Origin of the sequence: Aquidulcibacter paucihalophilus (assembly GCA_030285985.1) — a bacterium.
Classification (GTDB): domain Bacteria; phylum Pseudomonadota; class Alphaproteobacteria; order Caulobacterales; family Caulobacteraceae; genus Brevundimonas.
In genome coordinates, this window is the sequence record CP127384.1 from 2,462,496 (window position 1) to 2,484,514 (window position 22,019).

At 68.6% G+C, this 22,019-nt stretch carries 13 protein-coding genes; 2 read left to right on the top strand and 11 right to left on the bottom strand.

Annotated features, from left to right (window positions below):
- Positions 1-72 precede the first annotated feature (72 nt).
- Positions 73-5,796 (top strand): cadherin domain-containing protein, encoded by a 5,724-nt coding sequence (locus KB221_12060; GenBank protein WIY68811.1) that lies wholly within the window; start codon positions 73-75, stop codon positions 5,794-5,796.
- Between the two features lie 6 nt (positions 5,797-5,802).
- Here KB221_12060 and KB221_12065 read toward each other — a convergent pair whose 3' ends face one another.
- Both KB221_12065 and KB221_12070 read right to left on the bottom strand, forming a co-directional pair.
- Positions 5,803-6,699 carry a FecR domain-containing protein gene (locus tag KB221_12065; GenBank protein WIY68812.1) on the bottom strand — a complete coding sequence of 299 codons (897 nt, stop codon included), beginning with the start codon at positions 6,697-6,699 and terminating at the stop codon, positions 5,803-5,805.
- A gap of 16 nt (positions 6,700-6,715) precedes the next feature.
- Positions 6,716-8,044 (bottom strand): hypothetical protein, encoded by a 1,329-nt coding sequence (locus KB221_12070; GenBank protein ID WIY68813.1) that lies wholly within the window; start codon positions 8,042-8,044, stop codon positions 6,716-6,718.
- Between the two features lie 167 nt (positions 8,045-8,211).
- Between KB221_12070 and KB221_12075 the strand changes: the two genes are divergently transcribed.
- Entirely contained in the window at positions 8,212-11,550 is a 3,339-nt protein-coding gene (locus KB221_12075) for an amidohydrolase family protein (GenBank protein ID WIY68814.1), read from the top strand.
- 50 nt (positions 11,551-11,600) lie between these two features.
- Here KB221_12075 and KB221_12080 read toward each other — a convergent pair whose 3' ends face one another.
- The 9 genes from KB221_12080 to KB221_12120 all read right to left on the bottom strand — a co-directional run bounded on the left by KB221_12080 (position 11,601) and on the right by KB221_12120 (position 22,018).
- A complete protein-coding gene (locus tag KB221_12080; protein WIY68815.1) occupies positions 11,601-12,347 on the bottom strand; it encodes a peptidase in 747 nt (248 codons plus the stop codon).
- Positions 12,348-12,439: 92 nt separating this feature from the next.
- Entirely contained in the window at positions 12,440-13,267 is an 828-nt protein-coding gene (locus tag KB221_12085) for a transglutaminase family protein (GenBank protein ID WIY68816.1), read from the bottom strand.
- A 3-nt stretch (positions 13,268-13,270) separates the two neighbouring features.
- Positions 13,271-14,203, bottom strand: coding sequence for an alpha-E domain-containing protein (locus KB221_12090; protein ID WIY68817.1), 933 nt, complete (start codon positions 14,201-14,203; stop codon positions 13,271-13,273).
- Complete coding sequence (locus KB221_12095; GenBank protein WIY68818.1) at positions 14,203-15,615, bottom strand: circularly permuted type 2 ATP-grasp protein; 1,413 nt, start codon at positions 15,613-15,615, stop codon at positions 14,203-14,205. The genes KB221_12090 and KB221_12095 overlap by 1 nt, the downstream gene beginning before the upstream one ends.
- A 95-nt stretch (positions 15,616-15,710) precedes the next feature.
- On the bottom strand, positions 15,711-16,088 hold the full coding sequence (locus KB221_12100; protein ID WIY68819.1) for a hypothetical protein: 378 nt from the start codon (positions 16,086-16,088) through the stop codon (positions 15,711-15,713).
- 79 nt (positions 16,089-16,167) lie between these two features.
- Positions 16,168-18,624 carry a prolyl oligopeptidase family serine peptidase gene (locus KB221_12105; GenBank protein ID WIY68820.1) on the bottom strand — a complete coding sequence of 819 codons (2,457 nt, stop codon included), beginning with the start codon at positions 18,622-18,624 and terminating at the stop codon, positions 16,168-16,170.
- Positions 18,625-18,850: 226 nt separating this feature from the next.
- On the bottom strand, positions 18,851-19,348 hold the full coding sequence (locus KB221_12110) for a hypothetical protein (GenBank protein ID WIY68821.1): 498 nt from the start codon (positions 19,346-19,348) through the stop codon (positions 18,851-18,853).
- A 15-nt stretch (positions 19,349-19,363) separates the two neighbouring features.
- On the bottom strand, positions 19,364-20,770 hold the full coding sequence (locus KB221_12115; GenBank protein ID WIY68822.1) for an MBOAT family protein: 1,407 nt from the start codon (positions 20,768-20,770) through the stop codon (positions 19,364-19,366).
- Positions 20,771-22,018 carry a GDSL-type esterase/lipase family protein gene (locus tag KB221_12120; GenBank protein WIY68823.1) on the bottom strand — a complete coding sequence of 416 codons (1,248 nt, stop codon included), beginning with the start codon at positions 22,016-22,018 and terminating at the stop codon, positions 20,771-20,773.
- Position 22,019 lies beyond the last annotated feature (1 nt).

A 22,019-nucleotide genomic window follows, 5' to 3' on the forward strand; every position in this document is an offset into this window, starting at 1 on the left:
GCCGCACAGTGTTCGGCGGGTTTGGGGCAGGAGCGCGCGACGGCCGCCGCAGCCAGACCGCGGGGGGACGGCATGGCCATTCGGAACACCTATACGAAACCTGGTCTGGTCGAACCCGGGCCCCGCGCCCGCTCCGCTTCGGCGCTGCAGGTCTTCGACATCGACCGCGTCGAGGGCGCTGACCATCTGCTGGACGAAACCGTAACGTCCGCACCCAGGCCCCTGACAGCCGAGGTTCTGCCGCCCGCGCCGGAGGGGACCGCCCCGCTGCGCCCGGTCGACCAGATCAGCCCCCCTGTTCTCGACGCGCCCCGACCGGTGTCCGCCGGCAATGACACGGCGAGCGCGGTCGAGGACGGCCCGGCGGTGGTCATTTCCGTGCTGAACAACGACGTCGGGGCCGCCGCAGTGGCCCGAATCAACGGCGCTGCGGTGACGGCCGGCAGCATCATCACCCTGCCCTCGGGCGCGCGGGTGATCGTCAATTCAGACGGCACCCTGTCCTATGAGGTCGGCACGGCCTTCCAGAGCCTCGGCGCCGGCCAGACGGCCCAGGACAGCTTCACCTATGCCGCGGGAGACGGCGGCGGATCGCCCCTCGCCCCGGAGGGCGTGTTCAACGCCGCGTCGATCAATGGAACGAACGGCTTCGTGATCCACGGCGCCGCCGCGGGCGACCGCAGCGGCTATTCCGTCGCGGGCATCGGCGACGTCAACGGCGACGGGCGCGACGACCTGCTGATCGGAGCCCTGTCGGCGGATCCGACCGGCCGCACGGACGCCGGTGCCAGCTATGTGGTGTACGGCCGCCAGGGCGGTTTCGGCGCATCGCTCGACCTCGCCAACCTGACCGCCGCGCAGGGCTTCGCCCTCACCGGCGTCAACGCCTTCGACTTCAGCGGCGCCAGCGTCCAGGCGGCGGGAGACGTCAACGGGGACGGGCTGGCCGACTTCCTGATCGGGGCACCGTGGGGCGAGGCCGCGCAGGGGTCCAATGCCGGCGAGACCTATCTGGTCTTCGGCCGCGCGGGCGGCTTCGGCGCCGGCCTTGACCTGTCCACACTGAACGGCACCACGGGGGTGACCTTCCGGGGTGGCGCGGCGGGAGACGGGCTCGGCTTCGCCGTCTCGTCCGCGGGCGACATCAACGGTGACGGCTTCGACGACCTGATCCTCGGCGCGCGGGAAGCGAACGGCGGTGCCGAGGCCGACGCGGGAGCCAGCTATGTGGTGTTCGGCCGGGCCGGCGGTTTCGCCGCCGAGCTCGACGTGGCCGGGCTGACCGGGGCCAACGGCTTCGCCATCCTCGGGGCCGATGCGTCCGACCGGAGCGGCTATTCCGTCGCGGCGGCGGGAGACGTCAACGGCGACGGTATCGACGATCTGATCATCGGGGCCCCCCAGGGCGATCCGGGCGGGCGGGCCAATGCCGGCGAAGCCTTTGTCGTGTTCGGGCGCGTAGGCGGTTTCGGCGCGACCCTGGACCTGGGTGCCCTGGGCGGTGCTGACGGCTTCACCATCTCTGGCGTGGACGCCGGGGATCACGCGGGCTGGTCGGTCGCCTCGGCCGGCGACCTGAACGGCGACGGGCGGGCGGATCTGGTCATCGGTGCCCTCTATGCCGATCCGGCCGGGCGCGAGAACGCCGGCGAGACCTATGTCGTGTTCGGCCGGGCGGGCGGTTTCGGGGCCAATCTGGACCTGTCGTCCATGCCCGCCGCCATGGGCTTCACCATCACCGGCACGGCCGCGCTGAACCTGACGGGGCATTCGGTGGCCTCGGCGGGGGACGTAAACGGCGACGGCATCGACGACCTGTTGATCGGTGCCCTCTACGCCGACGGGACCGGGGGAGCCGATGCCGGTGAGACCTATGTCGTCTTCGGCCGCACCACCGGCTTCGGGAATGTGCTGGATCTGGCGTCCCTGAACGGTCAGACCGGCTTCCTCATCGGCGGTGTCGCAGCGGGCGACTTCACCGGGCAGTCCGTCTCGGCGGCCGGCGATGTCAACGGCGACGGTTTCGACGACCTGATCATCGGCGCGCCCCATGCCGACCCGTCCGGCCGCGTCAACGCCGGATCAAGCTATGTCCTGTTCGGTGCGGCCAACGTCACGCGCCTTACCAATGACGCGACGGTCACGGTGACGGTGACCGGGACCAATGACGGACCGGTCATCACCTCCAACGGCGGCGGCGCGACGGGTGGCTACACCATCGTCGAGAATACGACGGGACCGAACACGGTCACCGCCTTCGACCCCGACGCCGGGTCCAACCTGACCTGGTCCATCATCGGCGGGGCCGACGCCGCCCTGTTCGCCATCAATGGCGCGGGCGTGCTCAGCCTGATCAACCCGGCCAATTTCGAGGCCCCGGCCGATCAGAACGCCGACAATATCTATCAGGTGATCATCCAGGTTTCCGATGGAACGCTGACCGACACCCAGACGCTGAACGTCACGGTGACCAACGCCAATGAAGCCCCGGTGATCTTCTCGAACGGCGGCGGGGCCGTCGGCACCTACACCATTGTCGAGAACACGCCCGGGGCCAATCCCATCGGGGCGAACGACCCGGACGCCGGGGCGAACCTGACCTATTCGATCATCGGCGGAGCGGACGCGGCCCGGTTCACGATGAACAACGGCGTCCTCAGCCTGATCAATCCACCGGATTTCGAGGCCCCGACCGACCAGAACGGCGACAATGTCTATGAGGTCATCGTCCAGGTCTCGGACGGGACGCTGACCGACACCCAGACCATCAATCTCACCGTCACCAACGCCAATGAGGCACCGGTCATCACCTCGGGCGGCGCCGGACCGTCGACCGTCATCACCGGCGTCGAAAACAGCACGACCGTGACCACGCTGGTCGCGGCGGATCCCGATGCGGGCGCCAACCTGACCTGGTCCATCATCACCGGCCGGGACGGCGCGCGGTTCGCGATCAACCCGACGACCGGCGTCCTGACCTTTGTGGCGGCCCCGGACTTCGAGGCCCCGACCGACCAGAACGCCGACGGTGTCTATGAGGTCGACGTCCAGGTGTCCGACGGCCAGGGCGGGACCGATGTGCAGACGGTCTTCGTCAACGTCGGCAATGCCAATGAAGCCCCGGTCATCACCTCCAACGGCGGCGGAGCGACGGGCGGCTACACCATCTTCGAGAACACCCTGGGTCCCAATACGGTCTCGGCATCCGATCCCGACGCAGGCTCCAACCTGACCTATTCGATCATCGGCGGGGCCGACGCCACCCTGTTCACGATGAACGGCGCCGGGGTCCTGAGCCTGATCAACCCACCCAATTTCGAGGCCCCGACCGATCAGAACGGCGACAATGTCTATGAGGTCATCGTCCAGGCGTCCGACGGAACCCTGACCGACACCCAGACCATCAGCCTGACGGTGATCAACGCCAATGAGGCACCGGTGATCACCTCAAACGGCGGCGGTGCGGTCGGCGGCTACACCATCTCGGAGAACACGACCGGTCCTACCACGATCACCGCCTTCGATCCCGACGCCGGCGCCAACCTGACCTATACCATCGTCGGAGGAGCGGACGCCGGCCTGTTCGGCATAAGCGTCGCCGGGGTCCTGAGCCTGATCAACCCGCCCGATTTCGAAGCGCCCGCCGACCAGAACGGCGACAATGTCTATCAGGTCGTCGTCCAGGTCTCCGACGGAACCCTGACCGACACCCAGACCATCAATCTGACGGTCACCAACGCCAATGAGGCACCAGTGATCACCTCGGACGGCGGCGGGACCAACGGGACCGTGTCCGTCGCCGAGGGATCCAGATCGGTGACCACCGTGTCGGCCATCGACCCCGACGCCGGGGCCACTCTCACCTACGCCATCGTCGGCGGCGCGGATGCGGCCCTGTTTTCCATCAATCCGGCGACGGGGGCGGTCGGCTTCATCACGCCGCCCGATTTCGAAAACCCGCTCGATGCCGGCGGGGACAACAACTACGACATCGTGGTCCAGGCCTCGGACGGGGTGAACAGCGACACCCAGAACCTGCGGGTCACGGTCACCGATGTCGCGGAGAACACGCTCAGCCTGACGGACGTCGTCGGCACTGTGGCGAGCAACGAGGGCGACCCCGCCGTCCAGATCGACGCGGACGTCACCTTCGTCGATTCAGGCGTCGGCTATGGCGGCGGCAATCTGAGCATCACGGGGCTGAACCCCACCGATCTCATCTCGATCCGGCACGTGGGGATCGGTTCAGGACAGATCGGCATCGAGTTCGGCGTGGTCAGTTTCGAAGGCGTCGATATCGGGACGGTCGCGAGTCCGCCGCCGACCGGGGCGTATGTCATCAACTTCAACAGCAGTGCGACGCGGGCCGCGATCGAGGCCCTGGTCGAGGCGCTGCTGTTCCAGTCGACCTCCGACATCCCGGTGTCGACCCATGCCCTGACCCTCCAGATCACCAATGCCGCCAGCGAGACGTCCGCGCCGGTGACCGTCGCGGTCCAGTTCACCGCCGACATCCTGAACGGCTCCGCGGGGAACGACATCCTGTCGGGCCTGCGCGGAAATGACGTCATCAACGGCTTCGACGGGATCGACACCCTGTCCGGCGGCGCCGGCGACGACCGCATCTTCGGCGGCCTCGGCAACGACGATCTGGACGGCGGGGACGCGGACGACGTCCTGGAAGGCGGCCAGGGGCTCGACACCCTGAGAGGCGGTGACGGGCGCGACGTCCTGCGTGGTGACGAAGCCGACGACACCCTGTTCGGCGAAACCTCCGATGATTTTCTGCAGGGGGGCGACGGCAATGACACCCTGGACGGCGGCAGCGAGGACGACAGGCTGCTCGGCGACACCGGGATCGATACGTTGTTGGGCGGCGACGGCTTCGACCGGCTCAGCGGCGGCGACGGCGATGACTTCCTGTTCGCCGGAAACGGGGAGGATATTCTCACGGGCGGGATCGGCATCGACGACATCCAGGGCGAGGACGGCGACGACCAGCTCAGCGGTGACGGCGGCGACGACCGGATCGACGGCGGGGCGGGATTCGATACGGCGATCTTCAAGGGACCGCTGACCTCCTACACGATCCAGCTCATCACCGCGGGCGTGGTCCGGGTCGTCGGTCCGGACGGCGACGATCTGGTGCTGAACTGCGAGTTCCTCCAGTTCGACGACCAGACCGTCAATCTGGTGTTCGCCAACAATGAGCCGCCGCGGATCACCTCGGACGGCGGCGGGGCGGAGATCGGCATCGACGTCGACGAGGGCCAGACCACCGTCACAACGATCGTGGCGACGGACGTCAATCTGAACACGGTCACCTACAGCATCGCCGGCGGCACGGACGCGGCCATGTTCACGATCGATCCGGCGACGGGGGTCCTGACCTTCGTCACGGCCCCGGACTTCGAGGCCCCGACGGATCTGGGCCGCGACAACACCTATGACGTCATCGTGTCGGCGTCGGACGGTCAGCTCCGCGACCTCCAGGCGGTCACGGTGACGGTGCTCGACATCGCCGGCGGTGCCACGCCTTCAACCAAGGGCGGCGGCCCCGAGATCTGCTACGGGCCCGATGACGTCGACGGCGGCGAGGCCGGGTCGCCGCAGGTTCTGCCCGGGCTGTTCGACAAGGCGGACACGCCGCCGGTGCTGGACGACCTCGGAGACCTGCGCGAAATGCCCGACATCTTCCCGCAGCAGGACCCGTTCGACCTGTCGCCGTTCCGGCTGACGGACACCCTGCCGCATGAGCCACCGCCGTTCATCGTTCGGGACGACGGCTTCTCCTGAGCGGGATCAGGGGTTGGGCTGGGTCGGCGGGAAGAAGGGGAAATTCCCCTGGTCATCCTCCGCAGGCAGCGGCTCATAGTCGTCCGCCGGATCCAGGGGCGGCAGGGTGTCGGCGAAGACAGAGGTGTCGTCGGCCTCAACCGCCGCGGCGATCTCGATCTCGGCCCCGCCCGGATCCGCGCCGGGGTCGGGCGTCGGGCTGAGCAGGTCGCCGAGCGCAGACGAAATGTCGTCCGGCACGAAGAACGGACCGAACATGCCGTCGCTGCTGACCAGCAGCGCCTGACCCGGGTGCTCCAGCGACACCGTCACCCCGTCGCGCTCGATATCGACCGCGCCCGGGGTGTCGAACGTCCGGGCGTCGCCGGCCGGACCCCGCAGGACGACCAGCAGCATGGTCTCCTCATCCCCCGTGAACGGCGGGACGTCGGGCTGGGCCCGGAGGAAGCCGAGGATATCCGGGCCGACCACCCCTTCGACGATGGTGCCACGGACGCCGATCGAGCCGACCGGGGTGGCGATCGCCTCGCGCGACGATGACCGGGCGGTCCGGCCCGAGACGAAGCGGAAGGCACCCCGTGCCACCGACACGGCCGAGCCGCCACTTTCACTGACCACGAACCGGTCGACCGTCATGCGGGCGTTGGCCCCGACGGTGAAGGTCGAGCGGTCCCGCAGCAGCACCTGGACCTGGCTCTGAGGGCCGGTCACGAACTGGTCGCCGAGGCGGACAGGCGCGCGAAGCTGGGCCGGGCGGAGCGGCCCGCTGGCCGAACTGCGCGTCTGGACAGAGTTGCGGATGGCCGCGTTGACCCCGACGGAATCCTGGGCCTCGACCGGGACGGCCAGCGCAAGCCAGCCGCAAAGGGCGAGGGCGGGAGCCAGGGACGCGAACTTCCTCATGACCGGGTTCCTGACATCAATCGCGCGCGCCGAAACGCCAGATCAGCCGAAGCTCGGCACCCCAGCCGTCAAAATCGGCCAGGGGCGGCGAGGAGCCACGGCGGCTGTAGTTCAGGGCGCCTTCGAGGGTCACATTCTCACGCACGTCGCCGGTGGCCCCTCGCGCCGTAAAGGCGCTGAGCGGCGCGCCGACGGCGAGCCGGGCGTGGGTCCTGACATCGTCGCGGGTCGCACCGCCGAGGAAGACCGCATCCGGTTCGTCATACTCGATCCAGCGCGCGGAGCCGCTGGCGAACACATAGATGCCCTTGTCGAAGCGCTGGTCCAGGCTGAGGCCGAGCCGCGGACCGGAATAGCCGAACGGCTCGTAGCCGGCGGACTTGATTTCATGGTCGAGGCTGGCGTCGAAGGTCGTGCGCGACGTGAATCGATGGCTGACACCGATCCCCACGGAATAGCGGGCACCGTCGCGGTCGCCGCCGAGAACGCCTGACAGGGCGTCGATTCCGGGCTCATCATAGTCCTGGCTGACAGCTTCGCCACGCAGTCTCAGGGTGGTGGCGTTGGTCATGCGCCAGCGCGTTTCGCCCCTCACACCGGCTTCTGTCAGCTGCGGCTCGCCCATCAGGCGGACGTGGCGCAGCACGGCGCCGAAGCGGGATTTGCTCAACCGGGTGTTCCGGGCGAGGCCGAACTCAAGCCCCGCGCGCCGGAAGTCGATCGCCGCGCCGGATTGGGCGGTATGGTCGTAAAGCAGGCCAGTCCCGTAGACCTCCCAGACCTGGCTGGTTCCGATGTCGGCGCGCCCTTCGAGGACCAGCGACACCTCGCTGGACACGCCTTCTTCCGGGGCCGGTGCACCGAGCAGTTCAAAGGCCGTGAAATAGGCACCTGCCGCGTCATCCTCATAGGCGACGCCGGCGCTGAGGCTGCCCGAGAAGGAGCGGGTCGCGAGGCCCCGGTCAATCCGCCGTGAATAGCTCTCGGCCTCTGCGCGCTGCATCGGCGTGAGTTGTACGGCCTCAAGCCGGCGCAACTCGTCCTTCGCGCCCTGCAGATCACCCAGCCGGTACAGCACCACGGCATGGAACAGCCGCGCCGAATGCCGGTTCGGCTCAAGGATCAGGATCCGTTCAAGCGCCGAGGCGGCGAGCGCCAGATTGCCGAGTGCCGCCTGTTCCCGCGCATAGGCCATGTTTAGGGCCTCGTCGTCGGGCGCGGCGAGGATGGCCTCAAAATCCTGGGCCGCGGCCGTCGTGACCGGCCCCACCAAGGCGACGGCAAGCGTCAGCGCAAGGGACGCCGCCCGGGCTGTTGACCGACGGTTACCGGACATCGCAGCCATCGAACAGCGTTCCCCAATCCTGACCGGACGGTAGGTCGGGGCCCGGCCATGGTCAAGCTGGCCGCGCGGCTGGACTTCCGCCGCGCGACAATGTTCATCTGCGCCCACCAAGGACGCAGCCGCCGACGGCGCGAGACGTCCGAAGATGTCCCCGGGGATGACACACCATGAAGCGCGCTTTTCTGACCACGGTCGCCCTGCTGGCGCTCGCCTGCCCCGCTGCCGCCCAGACGCCCGAGCCGGTGTCGCCGCTGGCGGCGCCGCCGGTGCCCGGCCCCGTTGACCCGCAGGCGGTGCCCGCTGCGGTCGTCGCGCCCGCCGCCGCTCCGGCCGAGACGCCCAAATGGGATGTGCAGAACCCGCCCGGACCGTCGCGCGACATCCCGATCGATGTGACCCGCGGCACCTGGATGTCGCTGGACGTCAGCCCGGACGGTCAGACCATCGTCTTCGACATGCTGGGTGACATCTATGTCATGCCCGTCAGCGGCGGCGAGGCCCGCGCCATCGCCTCGGGCGTGGCCTGGGACATGCAGCCGAAATGGTCGCCGGACGGGCGCTCGATCGCCTTCACGTCGGACCGGGCGGGCGGCGACAACATCTGGGTCATGGACGCCGACGGCTCCAACCCGACGCAGGTGTCGAAAGAAAGCTTCCGCCTGCTGAACCAGCCCGAATGGTCGCCCGACGGCCAGTTCATCGTGGCACGGAAGCATTTCACCTCGTCGCGCTCGCTGGGGGCGGGTGAGCTGTGGATGTACCACCGCTCGGGTGGAAGCGGCGTGCAGATGACCGAGCGCCGGACCCAGCAGAAGGACACGGGTGAACCCGCCTTCTCGCCGGACGGCCGCTACATCTACTTCAGCGACGACGCCACGCCGGGCGCGACCTTCGAATATTCCAAGGACGTCAACGACCAGATCTACATCATCCGCCGGCTGGACCGCGAAACCGGCGAGATCGATCCGTACATCACCGGCCCCGGCGGCTCGATCCGCCCGACGCCCTCGCCCGACGGCAAGTCGATCGCCTTCATCCGCCGCGTTCGCTACCAGTCGGTGCTCTACGTCATGGACATCGAGTCCGGGCGTGAGACGCCGGTGTTCTCGGGTCTCGACCGCGACCTGCAGGAAACCTGGGCCATTCACGGCGTCTATCCGGCGATCAGCTGGACGCCGGACAACCGCTCCATCGTCTTCTGGGCCGACGGCCGTATCCAGCGTGTCGACGTCGGCACCCAGGCCGTCGCCGAGATCCCCTTCCACGTCGCCGATACGCGTCGGGTGCAGGACACGGTCCGCTTCCCCGTCGAGGTCGCGCCGGACACGTTCGACGTCCGCATGATCCGCTGGGCCCGCCCCTCGCCGGACGGGACCAAGGTGGTGTTCGAGGCACTCGGCAATCTGTGGATCCGCGACCTGCCGACCGGAACCGCGCGCCGGCTGACGCGGCAGAGCGACCATTTCGAGCTCTATCCCAACTGGTCCCGCGACGGCCGGTCGATCGTCTACACCACGTGGGACGACCAGGAATTCGGCTCGATCCGCGTCGTCCCGGCCTCGGGCGGCACCGGTCGCGTCGTGACCACCAACCCCGGCCACTATATCGAGCCGACCTTCTCGCCGGACGGACGGACCATCGTCTATCGCACCGTCAGCGACGGCTTCCTGACCAGCGCCCTGTGGAGCCGCGACCCGGGAGTCTATCGCATCCCCGCCGCGGGCGGCGCGCCGGTCTTCATGACCGACGACGGCTCCAGCCCGCAATTCGGCGCCGCCAATGACCGGGTCTTCCTGCAGGGCCGCGACGGCGACAAACAGACACTGATCTCGGTCAATCTGGACGGCGAGGACGAACGCACACACCTGACCTCGGAATGGGCCAGCGAGTTCGCCGTCTCGCCCGACGGAAACTGGATCGGCTGGACCGAGCGGTTCAACGCCTATGTCGCGCCCTTCGTCATGTCGGGCCGCCCGGTCGCGATCAGCGCCGAAGGCAAGTCCCTGCCCCAGGCCCGGGTCACCCGTGACGCCGGAGAATGGCTGAGCTGGTCGGGCGACTCGCAACGCCTGCAATGGTCGCTGGGGCCCGAGCTGTTCACCCGCGACCTGAACCAGGCCTTCACCTTCGTCGACGGCGCGCCCGACGAACTGCCCCGCCCGGATGAGCACGGGATCAATATCGGGTTCACCGCCCAGGCAGACGTGCCCGAGGGCCGTATCGCCCTGACCGGCGCGCGCATCATCACCATGAACGGCGCCGAGGTGATCGAGAACGGCGTCATCGTCATCGAGGGCAACCGCATCGTTGCGGTCGGCCCGCTGGCCGCCACCACCATCCCGGCCGGGACGCCGACGCTGGACATGACCGGCAAGACCATCATGCCGGGTCTGGTCGATGCCCACTGGCACGGCTCGATGGGATCGGACGAGATCATCCCCGAACAGAGCTGGGTCGACTACGCCTCGCTCGCCTTCGGCGTGACCACGATCCACAATCCGTCGGCCGACACGAGCGAGATCTTCGCCCACAGCGAACTGGCCCGCACCGGCCGCATCATCGCGCCGCGCATCTTCTCGACCGGCACCATCCTGTACGGGGCCAGCACGGCCTTCACGGCCCAGGTCGACGACCTCGACGACGCCCTGTCGACCCTGCGGCGGATGCAGGCGGCGGGTGCCTGGAGCGTCAAGAGCTACAACCAGCCCCGTCGCGAGCAGCGTCAGCAAATCATCGAGGCGGCGCGCCAGCTGAACATGATGGTGGTGCCGGAGGGCGGTTCGCTGTTCCAGCACAACATGTCGATGATCGTCGACGGCCACACCACGATCGAACACTCGATCCCGCTGGCCCGCCTGTATGACGACGTTCACCAGCTGTGGCGGCAGACCGGCGTGGCCTACAACCCGACCCTGGTCGTGGCCTATGGCGGCAGTTACGGCGAGAACTACTGGTACCAGGAGAGCGAGGTCTGGAACAATCCGATCCTGACCCAGTACGTCCCGCGCCGCATCCTCGATTCCCGCGCGCGCCGGCCGGAAACCCTGCCCGACAACGAGTGGAACCACATCTCGATCGCGCGTGAAGCCACCCGGCTGTCCGAACAGGGCGTCAGCGTCTCCATCGGGGCCCACGGCCAGCGCGAGGGTCTGGCCGCGCACTGGGAGCTGTGGAGCCTCGCCCAGGGCGGTATGGCACCGATCGATGTGATCCGCGCCGGCACCCTGAACGGCGCACGGTCACTGGGTCTGGACCGCGACATCGGCTCGCTGGAGGTCGGCAAGCTGGCCGACATGGTGGTGATGGACGCCAACCCGCTGGACAACATCCGCAACACCACCTCGATCAGCTACACGATCGCCAACGGTCGGGTTTACGACTCCGGCATGAACGAGGTTGCGCCGCGTCAACGCGCCCGTGCGCCCTTCTGGTTCGCGCAGGCGGGCGGCGAGGGCTGGGCTGCAGGGGCGACGGAAGCCGACTCCGAGGGCGATCACGGCCACTGATCGGACGGACGATCGCGAGGCGGAACCGTTCGCGGTTCCGCCGACGCGGCTCAGCCCTCGACGGCGGTTGGCCGGGCCCGCTTCATCCAGGGCGGCTCGGGCATCGACCGGCGCGCGGCCGCCTGGGCCTGGGTCCAGCGCAGGTGCAGGTCGGCGAAATAGGAGTCGTCCTCCTCGATCCGCCGCTGGTCACCGCTGAAATAGTCCCGGCGCAGGGTCAGCACATCGAACGGCGCGCCGACCCCGACGTTCGACCGCATGGTGGTCGAGAACGAAATCAGCCCCAGCTTGACCGCTTCCGCGAGCGAACTGTCGTGCGCCAGCCCGCTCTCCAGGATGGGCTTGCCGTATTTCAGCTCGCCGATCTGGAGGTAGGGGGTGTCAGGGCCGCACTCGATGAAATTGCCCTGGCTGTAGATCAGGAACAGCCCCATCTGGCCGCCGTTGATCTGGCCACCCAGCAGCATGGAGGCCGAGGTGTTCAGGCTGTCCGCTTCCAGCGCCGGGGCGATCGACAGGCGCACGCTGCGCAGGGCGTGGCCCAGGATCTGGGCGCAGCGGAACAGGGTCGGTGCCGTCTCCAGCGTCTCGGCCGGCTCGCCGACGTTGAGATGGACTCCCTCGCGCGCCATGGCGAGGGCCGTCTGGGTGACGGACAGATTGCCGGCGGTGCAGATGCCCAGCACCCGCTCGCCCGGCCGGTCGACGACATGCAGCTTGCGATAGGTCGAGATGCTGTCGACGCCAGCATTGGTCCGGGTGTCGGCGATCATCGCCAACCCCTCTTCAACCAGCATGCCCACGCAATAGGTCATGCGGCGCGCAATCCCCGATGCCCGTCCGTCATGGCGCTCACGGTAACAGATTCCCCCGTCCGGTAACCCAAAGCCTAAGCCTGTTGCTGTCCCTGTTGCATGTCGGCATCACGCACGTTCAGCCGCACGGCCAGCCGCTCGCCCCCGCCGCCGTAGCTGGCGCCCCGCACGGGCGCCGCGCCGCGATAGTCCAGTCCGGCCGCAACCCGCACATAACGGTCGGTCGAGCAGATGCCGTTGGCCGGATCGAAACCGACCCAGCCGAGATCCGGAATCCAGGCCTCGGCCCAGGCATGGGCGGCCTCCTGATCGTCCTTGCCGTCGCGGCGCAGCAGATGGCCCGAGACATAGCGCGCCGGCGTGCCCATCTGACGGGCGCAGGCGATGAAGACGTGGGCGTGGTCCTGGCAGACGCCGCGTCCGAGCGCGAGCACCTCCGCCGCCGTGTGGGTGGGGGTCGTCACCCCGACCTCGAAGGCCACCGAGCCGTGGATGCCCGCCATCAGCCGGTGCAGCCGCTCCAGCGGCGGATGGGCCGAAAACTCCGAGGCGAAGACCGAGATCAGCTTGTCCCGCCGCGTCAGGGCGGTGTCGCGCAGGAAGACCAGCGGCGACAGCGTCTCCTGGCCCGCGGGCACGACGCCGGCGGTGTCGGTGGTGACCACCTCGCCCGAGACCCGGACGGTCAGGCTCTGGGTCGGCTGCTCGGTGTAGAGGGTGTGGACGATGTTGCCGAAGGCGTCCTCGGACTTGCGCAGGCGCGCGTCGACATCGGTCTCGACCCGCCAGTTGCGGACCTGCTGGGCCTCGGACGAGCGGGGCGTCAGCCTGAGAGTCTGGATGATGAAGCGCGCCGCCCGGTCGTAGGCATAGGTGGTCGCATGGTCGATACGGATGCGCACGCGTCAGCTCAGATACTGGTCATGGATGGCCTGTCCCAGCCGGCCGTTCTCGCCGAGGAAGGCCTGGATGTATTCGTGCAGGCCCGACTGGAAGATGTCTTCCATACGCGAGTTGTCGAAGGCGCGCATCCGGTCGGCCGCCAGCCGCTGGGCCGGGCCGCGCCGGCCGTAGTCGCTGGCCAGCCGCTCCAGATAGCGGACGATCGAGGCCTGGCAGCTGGCCAGCGACCGCGGCATCTGGCGGTTCAGCACCAGCAGGTCGGCCACCAGCCACGGCTTGACCGAGTCGCGATAGACCCAGCGATAGGCGGTCAGGGCCGAGACCTCGCGCAGCAAGGTCGTCCATTGGAAATAGTCCAGCTGACCCCCGACGCGTTCGCCCTCGGGCAGCAGCAGATGGTATTTCACGTCCAGCAGCCGCGCCGTGTTGTCGGCCCGCTCGATAGCCGCGCCGAGCCGCAGGAAATAGTAGCCGTCGTTGCGGAGCATGGTCCGCGAGGTCGCGCCCTCGACCGACAGGGTGACCGTCTTCACCCATTCGAGGAAGCGGGCGAACTCGTCGCGGCGGGTCGGCTGCCCCTGCTCTTCCAGCCCGTTCCAGGCGCCGTTGATGGCCTCCCAGAGCTCGACCGTCAGGGCCGTGCGGACCGAGCGGGCGTTGGTGCGGGCGCGGGTGATACAGGCGGTGATCGACGAGGCATTGTTCGGCGCGAAGGCCAGATATTCGCGCACCGACTTCTCGGTCGGCGACCGGCCGAGCGCCTTGGGCGCGCCGGCGGACGCGAGGGCGCTGGCCCAGACCGTCTCGGCGTCGCCGTCGCCGCGCGTCGGAATGGCGGCGAGGCGCAGCGTCGCCTCGAGGATGCGGGCGAGGAAGTCGGCCCGCTCGATATAGCGGCCGGTCCAGTAGAGGCTGTCTGCGGTACGACTAAGCATCAGACGTCCAGCACCCAGGTGTCCTTGGTCCCGCCGCCCTGGCTGGAGTTGACCACCAGCGAACCGGGCTTCAGCGCCACGCGAGTCAGGCCGCCCGGGGCGACCTTCACGCCTTCGGGGCTCGACAGCACGAACGGCCGCAGGTCGACGTGGCGACCGTGCAGCTCACCCTTGTCGAGCGTCGGCGCGGTCGACAGGTCCAGCGTCGGCTGGGCGATGAAGTCGTCGGGGTCGTTGATCAGCTTCTTCCGGAAGGCCTCGATCTCGGCCTTGGTCGAGGCCGGGCCCACCAGCATGCCATAACCGCCCGAGCCTCCGACCTCCTTGACCACCAGCTGATCCAGCTTCGACAGCACCTCCTTGAGCGCCTCCGGCTCGCGGCAGCGCCAGGTCGGGACGTTCTTCAGGATCGGCTCCTCGCCGGTGAAGAAGCGGATGATCTCGGGCATGTAGGTATAGACGGCCTTGTCGTCGGCCACGCCCGTGCCGACCGCATTGGCCAGGGTCACGGTCCCGTTCTGGTAGGCCGTCATCAGACCCGGAACGCCCAGGGTGGAGTCCGGGCGGAAGGTCAGGGGATCGAGGAAGTCGTCGTCGATCCGGCGATAGATGACATCGACCTGCTGACGGCCCTGGGTCGTGCGCATGAAGACCTTGCCGTCGTCGACGAACAGGTCGCGGCCCTCGACCAGATCGACGCCCAGTTTGTCGGCCAGGAAGGAGTGTTCGTAATAGGCCGAGTTGAACGGCCCCGGCGTCAGGACGACGATAGTCGGGTCGCCCCCCGCCGCCTCGGGCGCCGAGCCACGCAGGCTGGCCAGAAGCATGTCGGCATAGGTCTCGACCGGCCGCACCGGATAGTCGGCGAACAGGTCGGGGAACAACCGCATCATCATCTCGCGGTTCTCCAGCATGTAGGAGACCCCCGAGGGCGTACGGCAGTTGTCTTCCAGCACGTAGAAGCCGTCCTCGCCCGTGCGCACCAGATCGACGCCGGCGATGTGGACCCAGACCCCGCGCGGCGGCCGCCGGCCCTGCATCTCCGGCACATAGTGGGGATTGGTCAGGATCAGCTCGGCCGGGACGATGCCGGCCTTCAGACACTCCTGCGGGCCATAGACATCGGCCAGGAACAGGTTGATCGCCCGGACGCGCTGGGTCAGCCCGGCCTCCAGCCCCGCCCACTCGGAAGCGCCGATGATACGCGGCACGACGTCGAACGGGATCAGGCGTTCACTGGATTCGGCGTCACCATAGACGGCGAAGGTGATCCCCATGCGGCGGAAGAACAGCTCCGCCTGACGCGAGCGCGCCTGCAGCAGCCCCTCGGGGGCGTCCGCCAGCCAGCGCGCGAGTCCGCGATAGCTGTCGCGGACTCCCCCGCCGTCACCTGACATTTCGTCGAAGGCCATGCTGCTCCCGCTGCAACGATCTTGCAGCGTGGCCCGACAAGCGGCGCTGGCGCAACAGGAATGTTGCGCCGCCGCAAAGGTTCAGCGACCGCGCGCTATCGCGATTGCAGCGTGGTGGTCCGTCCGGGGACGACCGTCACCTTCGCATAGCCCTCGGTCCAGGTATTCTGGCTCAGGACCTCGCCGGCTCCCACGTCCCAGCACCCGGCGGAGAGGGTGAAGGTATAGCTGCCGCCCGGCGGGATGCTGTAGCCCGACGGCAGGCGGTTCAGACCGTAGGTGGACGCGCTGCAGTCCGAGACAAGGACGACATCGATGGAGTTGGTCCGCGAGACGTTGCGGATCTGCAGGCCGCCCGTGGGCTCGCCCGGCCGGATCAGCTCGCCGCCGGTGATCAGCGAGGCGCAACCGCCGAGCCCGCCAGCCAGGCCGATGATGCTTGCCGCAACGGCGGCCCGAAGAAGCGTTTTCATGGAATCTCCCTCCTGTTCCCGCGCGCAGATCACCACGCGCGGGACGAGTCCGGGACTTACGATTCCTGACGTACGGCGATCAGGGAGCCGCGGGAGGTGCCACCCGCGGCCCGGCGTTCTTGAGATACTGATCCAGCCAGCGAGTCATCTCCCACTGGGTGTGGCCGACCGATTCCCGCGCCCGGTAGCCGTGGGCCTCGAGCGGGAGGACGACGTAGCGGACATTGGCACCGTTGCCCTTCAGGGCAGCGTAGAACCGCTCGGACTGGACCGGGAAGGTGCCGGAGTTGTCGTCCGCCTCGCCGTGGATCAGCAGGATCGGCTCATTGACCCGGTTGGCGAAGGTGAAGGGCGACATCTCCGTATAGGTGTCGCCGGCCTCCCAGTAGGTGCGCTGCTCGGCCTGGAAGCCGAACGGGGTCAGGGTGCGGTTGTAGGCGCCCGAGCGGGCGATGCCGGTGCGGAACAGGTCGGTGTGGGCCAGCAGGTTGGCGGTCATGAAGGCACCGTAGCTGTGCCCGCCGACGGCGATCCGGTCGCGGTCGGCCACGCCCATTTCCACCACCGCATTCACCGCCGCCTCGGCGCTGGCGGTCAGCTGCTGGATGTAGGTGTCGTTGGGCTCGGCCCCGTTGACGCCGACGATCGGCATCGACGGATCGTCCAGCACGGCATAGCCCTGGGTCAGCAGGAAGAGGTGGCTGATGCCGCCCGGCCGGGTGAAGCGGTTGGCGGTGTCGACCACCTGGCCGGCCACGGCGGCGTCGGTGAACTCGGCCGGATAGGCCCACATCACCAGCGGCAGCGGTCCGTCGCGGTCCTTGTCGTAGCCGGCAGGCAGATAGAGCGTACCCGACAGCTGGACCCCGTCGGCGCGGGTGTAGCTGATCAGCTGTTTGGTCACCCCGGCCATCTGCGGGGCCGGGTCCGCGAAGGTGGTCAGGGGCGTCGCCTGGGCGTCGAGGTCGCGGACGAAGAGGTTGGGCGGATCGTTGCGGGTCTCGCGTCGCGTCACCATTCGGCGACCGTCCTCATCGAGGATGCCCACCACAGTCTCATAGGTACCGTCTTCCGCCGTCCAGACCCGCTCGGTCGCGCCGGTGGTCAGGTCCATGGTCGACAGGAAGGGATATTCCCCTGCCCGCGTCGCCCCGGCGCCGGTCATCAGCACCCGGGAGCCGTCGGCGGTGAACTGCATCACCGGGAAGCCGCTGGCGTTGGCCTCGGTCAACGGGAAGCCGGGATCGTTGTAGCGATCCTGATAGTTCCGCTCCAGCAGGACGCGGCCCTCGCCGGGGTTGGACGGGTCGACCAGATAGCGGGTCTCGCGCCGGCTGTTGAACTGCCGGCTGACCACCAGCGCGGTGTCTGCGTCACCCCAGATCATGCCGCCGTAGCGGTCCTTGAGGTCGATCAGCGAGGTTGGCGCGGCGTCGAACGGGGCCTCGAGGGTGAAGACCCGGTCGCGGACCTCGGCGGGGGTGCGCGGATCGCCGCCGTCCTGGGCCTCGACCCAGACCAGGGTCGAGGGGGCGTCGGCCCGCCACTGGGCCGAGCGCGGACCGGGCGCGACGGCGTCGAACGGGGTCGGGATGTTGTCGCGCAGCGGCAGGTCGGCGACCCGGTGCACGATCACGCCCTCCATATCCGTCACCAGAACATCGGCCGGGAACAGGGCCGCCGGGACCACGTAGCTGTAGGGCCGCCGCACCCGCGTCTGCAGGACATAGCGACCATCGGGCGAGACGCCCGAACCCAGAAAGACGGCAGGGGCCCCCAGGGTCCGCGCCTGCCCGGCCAGCGGAACCAGCGTCAGCTGGGAGGTGAAATAGTATTCGAACAGGGCCTCGTCGCCGGCGTTGGACAGCAGGTCCTGATAGGTCCGGGCGGGGGCGGTACGGCCCAGGCTCTCCTCGACGATCGGACCCTCGGGCGGACGGCTGACGTCAGGGGCCGGGCCGCGGCCCGCCGGGGTCATCCGGACCAGAAGGCCCGAGCTGTCCGGCAGCCAGTCGAAGGCACCGCCGCCCGCGGCATTGACCCGGGCGTCCGTCAGTTTGCGCGCCACACCGCTGGCCACGTCCACGGTCCAGAGCTCCAGGCCGGTCGGCGCATCCATCAGCAGGGCCACCGAGCGGCCGTCCGGCGACCAGCCCGGCGAGACGAAGCGCGCGTTGGCCGGCAGGCTGACCGTCCGGGCGGGCCCGCCCGCGACAGGCTGGAAGCTGAGGCCGGTCAGCCAGGTCACCCGGCTGTTGGCCTGGCCGTTGTTGCGCGGATTGATCCGGTATCCGGCCAGTCGCAGCATCGGCTCGGCGAGTTCGGCGATCGGCGGCAGATTGGCGCGGTCGAACAGGGCCAGGGTCGTCCGGTCCGGCGACAGGCTGGGCGTCGGGGTGGGTTTGGTGTCGAGAATATCCGCGATCGGCGCCGGCGGCTGCTGATAGGTCCGGCCTTCCTGCGCCATGACGGGTCCGGCCAGAACGGCCAGCAACACAAAGGCGGGCAGAGCCCGGCCAAGCAGACGATGACGCATGATCAATTCCCCAAACCCTCAGACCGAGCGGTGGGGAACGCTAGCGTCGGCGCTGCGCAATTCAAGCACATCCCTTTCCTCCGCTCATCCCGGCGAAAGCCGGGACCCAGTTCTGTCCAGCTTGACGCAAGTGTTTGAGGACGACCGTGATGCTACTCGGTCCACAGATTCCATCACCCAGAACACTGGGTCCCGGCTTTCGCCGGGATGAGCGGAAATACTGAAATCAGCCCGCGGGTGGCGCCGGCTCCTGGCCCACGAAGCGCGCCTCCCGCACCGCCATCCAGACCTCGCGGGCACCCTGTCGGGGGATGTCGACGCCGAACACGGCCAGCTGGCCGACCCAGACCCCGGAGATCTGCTGGACTGTGCCCTGCAGCCATGACGGGGCCTGCTGCCGCGACCAGTTGAGCGGCGAGACGGCGTTGAAGACGAGCAGGAAGGCGGTCACCACCACGATCGTGCGGCTGGTCCAGCGCCGGTCGCGGGCGGCGATGCCTTCATCGTCCAGCGGCGGGGCGGGCGGAAAGGCGAACCGTCCGAGCGCCGCCAGCCGGTTCTCGCGCGTCGGCAGGTCGTGGGCGTCCGCATTCTGGTTCCAGTCACTGTGCGGATCGGCCGGCCCCGGCGGCAGGCTTTCGTAGAGCGGCGGAAACGGCGACTCCTGCCGGTGAACCGGAAACGGCTCCAGCGGGATTTCGGGAGGATCGCGGTGGTCGTTCATCGCCGGCTCAACGCCTCAGAACTGGAAATAGATGAAGGGGGCGACGCCGTCCGGACGCACCGCCTCGATGAGCAGGAAGGCCGCTCCGATCAGCAGGCCAAGGGTGATCGACGGCGCCGCCTTGAGCCGCTCGGCCACGCCCTCGATCGCGCGCGGCGGCAGCCAGTGCATGGCCAGACCCCCGACGATCAGGGTCAGCAGCAGCGGCGTGAGCGCCGTCACCGGACCGATCCGGCCCAACCCCTGCAGCATGGCCATGGCCAGGTCGAAAGTCTCGGCCCGGAACAGGATCCAGCCGAGGCAGACGATGTGGAAGGTGACCAGCACACCGATCACCGTCGGGATCACCTTGCGGTCGCCGAAGACCGCCCGACCCAGCCGTTCAATCACCTGCACCCCGCCGTGGAGCGCCCCCCAGGCCAGGAAGGTCCAGGCCGCCCCGTGCCACAGCCCGCCCAGCACCATGGTGATGAAGACATTGATGCAGGACGCGGCCAGCCCCTTACGACCGCCCCCCAGCGGCACATAGAGGTAGTCGCGCAGCCAGCTGGACAGGCTGATATGCCAGCGTCGCCAGAAGCTCTGCATCGACGAGGCCCGGTAGGGCTGGTCGAAGTTGCGCGGGAAGGAATAGCCCAGCAGGGCGGCGATCCCGATCGCCATGTCCGAATAGGCCGAGAAGTCGCAATAGATCTGGACCGCATAGCCATAGACCGCCGCGGCGATGTCGAAGGCCCCGTAGGCGGATGGATCGAAGAACACCGGATCGACCAGGTTCACCGACAGTTCCGAGGCGATCACCGTCTTCTTGAACAGGCCCCAGACGATCAGCAGCAGGCCGTGGGTGGCCATGGCTCGCGTCAGGCGGGGGGCGCGGTCGAACTGCGGCAGCAGGTCCGAGGCCCTTACGATCGGCCCGGCCACCAGATGTGGGAAGAAGCTCATCAGCAGCATGACGTCGAGCAGGCTCTTCGCCGGCGGCGTCTTCCCGCGATGGACGTCGACGACGTAGCTAATGCCCTGGAAGGTGAAGAAGGAAATCCCCACCGGCAGCACGATCTGCAGCAGCGGCAGATCCCGCTCCCAGCCGAACCGCATCAGCAGGTCGCCGGCCTGTTCGATGAAGAAGCCATAGTATTTGAAGAAGCCGAGGATCAGCAGGTTGGCTGCAACCCCGAGGCCGACCATCCAGGCTGTCTTGCCGTCCTGTTCCCGCGCCCGGGCGATCAGCGCCCCGACGCCCCAGTTCAGCACCGCCGAGAAGATCAGCAGGGCGACGAACCGCCAGTCCCACTGGGCGTAGAAGAACCAGCTGGCCAGCAGCAGGAACAGTTTGCGCCGCCCGTTCTCGCGATCCAGCGACCAGGCGGTGAAATAGACGAACAGGAAGAAGACGCCGAAGGCGAGCGTAGGGAACAGCATCTATTGGCCTCCCCCGCGCCGGGCCGACCAGGCGTCATAGGCCGTCATCAGATCGGCATTGAGCGCTCCGCCGATCCAGTCGGCGCCGGCGGAACTGAAATGCACCCGGTCGCGCAACATGAAGGGCTCGCCCCGCGTCGCCAGCCGGTCCGCTGAACAGTCTCCGCCCATCCGCCCGTGCCAGTCCCAGAAAGCCACACCCACATCGGCAGCGACACGGCGTTGCACGTCCCGCACCACGGCGAGAGACGGCGGCGGGCTGCGTCGGCCGTCGGCGCTGCAGCCGTTGGTGACGCCATTGCGCAGGGCGTCCGGCGCGCCGAGGATCATCAGCGAAGCCCCCGGCGCCAGCCTGCGCAGGCGCACGATCTGGCCGCGCAGCAGCGCCTCATAGGCCCGCGGATCGAGGCCGTCGTCGAACCCCTCATTGGTGCCGAAGGCCAGAACGATCAGCGCCGGCTGCCAGGCCGCCAGCTCGCGCGCCACCACCCGCTGGTCGCGCGCGGCCAGATCCCGGATCGTCGCCCCGACCACCCCGAGATTGGACAGCTCCACGCCCCGATTTATGTTGCTCAGGCGGACATCGTGCAGGGACAGGACATCGTCCAGCGCGCGGAGCTGGACCTGTCGCGGGCTGCGGTTGCTGTAGAGGATTGCGCAGCGCGCCTCCCCGAAATCCACCGTCCAGCGCTCGTCATCCGCGGTCACCTCGAGGCGTCCGGGCCCCTCCCCGCACAGGCCGATCTGCACGAAGGCGGGCGAGACGGTCTCGCGACGGAATGTCAGGGCGCTACCCGGCCGCACCGTGACGGCCTGCACGCCGGAAAGACCGACACCGGCGCGGACGTAGCCCGCATTGCCGGCCAGTGGCGCGAGCGTGGTCGCCCAGCCGTCCGCCGTCACCTCGACCTGAAGGGGCGCATAGCCGGCATAGGGTATGCCGGGCGGCAGGACGCCGCGCCCGCCGTCACCGAACCGCGCCTGCAAGGCGGCCCTGAGCTTGCCGGTGATCCGGTCGCCGGCCGTGTGGCTGTCGCCGATCTGGAGGATGTGGACCGGAGCCGTCCCGAGGCCTGCCTCGGTCCGCGCGAGGGCCTCGAATACGCCGTTCAGCGCCTCGGGCTGGCACAGGCCGGAAGGACAGACGGAGGTGCCGGGCGCGGGCGCGTCGGTCGGCCCATAGGGCACCTGGGCGGCGGCCGCGGACGCCAGAACAGCCGCGACAAGGGCCCCGGCGAACGCCTTCATG

Bases quoted from the DNA above. Each gene is read 5' to 3' on its own strand.
- KB221_12075 (WIY68814.1), top strand. From the start codon at position 8,212: ATGAAGCGCGCTTTTCTGACCACGGTCGCCCTGCTGGCGCTCGCCTGC.
- KB221_12095 (WIY68818.1), bottom strand. From the start codon at position 15,615: ATGGCCTTCGACGAAATGTCAGGTGACGGCGGGGGAGTCCGCGACAGC.
- KB221_12065 (WIY68812.1), bottom strand. From the start codon at position 6,699: ATGAGGAAGTTCGCGTCCCTGGCTCCCGCCCTCGCCCTTTGCGGCTGG.
- KB221_12105 (WIY68820.1), bottom strand. From the start codon at position 18,624: ATGCGTCATCGTCTGCTTGGCCGGGCTCTGCCCGCCTTTGTGTTGCTG.
- KB221_12080 (WIY68815.1), bottom strand. From the start codon at position 12,347: ATGCTGGTTGAAGAGGGGTTGGCGATGATCGCCGACACCCGGACCAAT.
- KB221_12100 (WIY68819.1), bottom strand. From the start codon at position 16,088: ATGAAAACGCTTCTTCGGGCCGCCGTTGCGGCAAGCATCATCGGCCTG.
- KB221_12115 (WIY68822.1), bottom strand. From the start codon at position 20,770: ATGCTGTTCCCTACGCTCGCCTTCGGCGTCTTCTTCCTGTTCGTCTAT.
- KB221_12070 (WIY68813.1), bottom strand. From the start codon at position 8,044: ATGGCTGCGATGTCCGGTAACCGTCGGTCAACAGCCCGGGCGGCGTCC.
- KB221_12120 (WIY68823.1), bottom strand. From the start codon at position 22,018: ATGAAGGCGTTCGCCGGGGCCCTTGTCGCGGCTGTTCTGGCGTCCGCG.
- KB221_12090 (WIY68817.1), bottom strand. From the start codon at position 14,203: ATGCTTAGTCGTACCGCAGACAGCCTCTACTGGACCGGCCGCTATATC.
- KB221_12060 (WIY68811.1), top strand. From the start codon at position 73: ATGGCCATTCGGAACACCTATACGAAACCTGGTCTGGTCGAACCCGGG.
- KB221_12110 (WIY68821.1), bottom strand. From the start codon at position 19,348: ATGAACGACCACCGCGATCCTCCCGAAATCCCGCTGGAGCCGTTTCCG.